The sequence below is a fragment of the Lactobacillus sp. A27 genome (genome assembly GCF_016742815.1).
Lineage (GTDB): Bacteria > Bacillota > Bacilli > Lactobacillales > Lactobacillaceae > Lactobacillus > Lactobacillus gallinarum.
Genome location: NZ_JAEHNT010000060.1, coordinates 1 through 1,662 on the forward strand (window position 1 = coordinate 1; position 1,662 = coordinate 1,662).

At 42.4% G+C, this 1,662-nt stretch carries 1 protein-coding gene; it reads right to left on the reverse strand.

The features are described from left to right. Positions 1 to 178: 178 nt before the first annotated feature. The gene (locus JEM49_RS07955; protein WP_004897277.1) at positions 179 to 1,402 is read right to left on the reverse strand and encodes an IS110 family transposase; all 1,224 of its coding nucleotides are present in this window, start codon (positions 1,400 to 1,402) and stop codon (positions 179 to 181) included. Positions 1,403 to 1,662 lie beyond the last annotated feature (260 nt).

Genomic DNA, 1,662 nt, shown 5'->3' on the forward strand with positions numbered 1-1,662 from the left:
TTTCTACTCTAAGTCAAGTGTTATCAACGATTTTAAGCAATTTTATTTTGAAATACAGGCCTAATCGGGAAATGGCTCCCGGAGAATCGAGTTAAATATCTGATTTAGGGCATGATAAATACAGCCACCTTCTGTAATTTCAAAAAAGAGGCTGTTATAATATCTATTGGATCAATTTTTATGACAAAAGTCTTTGGTTATGTTTGGCTACGTCATAGCTATATAATTGATCATTCTTAATTAAAGCGAAGATCGTCCGTAATAATTTATGGATCGATGCGATAGCGGCCTTCTTGTGACTTGCAGTCTCAGAAGACCGTTTTCGTTTCTCGTAATAATCCGCAATATGAGAAGGGTTTCCCGCTTTCTTAGCCGACTGAATTTGGTTGATTGCCAAGTACAGCACCTTTCTGCCGATAGCTGTCCCACGCTTTGAAATTGACAGGTGGGCCGTGAGGTTGCCAGATTCATAAACTTGAGGGTCAACGCCAACGAAGGCATTTAATTGGCTAGGGTTGTTAAAACGTCTGATATCTCCAAGCTCACTAATGATTCTTAGAGCGGTATTTTCGCCGATGCCTGGAATGCTTGTGAGGATCTCCAGATCCCGCTTGGGAGCGAGCTTGGTCATCTCCTTTAAAGCTGTCTGGCACGCCTCTTCAGCGCTCAGAATATTGTTAATGGCCATTTCGAGGCCACGAATATGTGCACTGTCCTTTTTGACAGCTGGGCATGCGACTTTAGCCAAACGAATAAGACTTTGCATTATGTCGTTAGCGCGCTTTTTACCAATACCAGATAAGCCTTTTAAGAAGTCGATGATATCGGCTTCTTTTGTTTCTAATACGATATCAGGGTGTGGGAATCTGAGAACAATACTCCAGTAGTTTTTCCCTCTCGGGTTAACCATTAAGTGCTCAATCTCTGGGAAAGTGAGCTGAATGGCTTTGTGCAGTCTATTCCTGTTGGTTATCAGATCGTGCGAAGCCTGCTCATAGATGCGGTTATTGGCCATCAATTCTTGATATTCTTTGCTTTGAACGTAGGCCAGCCGTTGCGGGTGCTCAGACTGCAGCTTGGCAAGGTACAAGGCATCAAGCTTATCGGTCTTGTTCTGGTGCAGGTCATCCTTTGTCTTTCTTTTGGCTTCCAGCGGGTTCATCATGACATAGCGCAATTCGTGCATGTCCAAAAACGCCTGGAGTCTTCTGGAATAGACACCAGTTGCTTCAAAGATAATCTGCGGTTTAGTAACCTGCTTAAGGTCATCTAGCAACTGATTGAAGCCTACCATATCGTTGGAGATGGCATAGTCATCAACTTTTTGGCCATTGACCATAATGCATACGTTAGACTTCCGGCTGCTAACATCAATACCAAAAACAGTTTTCAATAAATCCATAAGAATAAACCTCCGCTTTACTTGGAGATGAGCTGCCTCCATCTAATCCAATCAGATCTAATTTTCTCAACAGGACTTTAACAGCCAACATACTTAGACGAGATTCACAATTGAATGGTGAAGCTGCCAGTTTTGTTTACGACATCATGTGTCCAAAGCAGTCACGGCATTGGCTTCATCTCCACTTTACATAGTAAAAGAAAAAGTGTTGAACGACTACTCCGTCGAGTAATCATCCAACACTAGATTAGTATGTTTTG

What these genes read in the sequence shown, in the direction of transcription:
- JEM49_RS07955 (WP_004897277.1), bottom strand. Translation starts at nt 1,402, where the DNA reads ATGGATTTATTGAAAACTGTTTTTGGTATTGATGTTAGCAGCCGGAAG.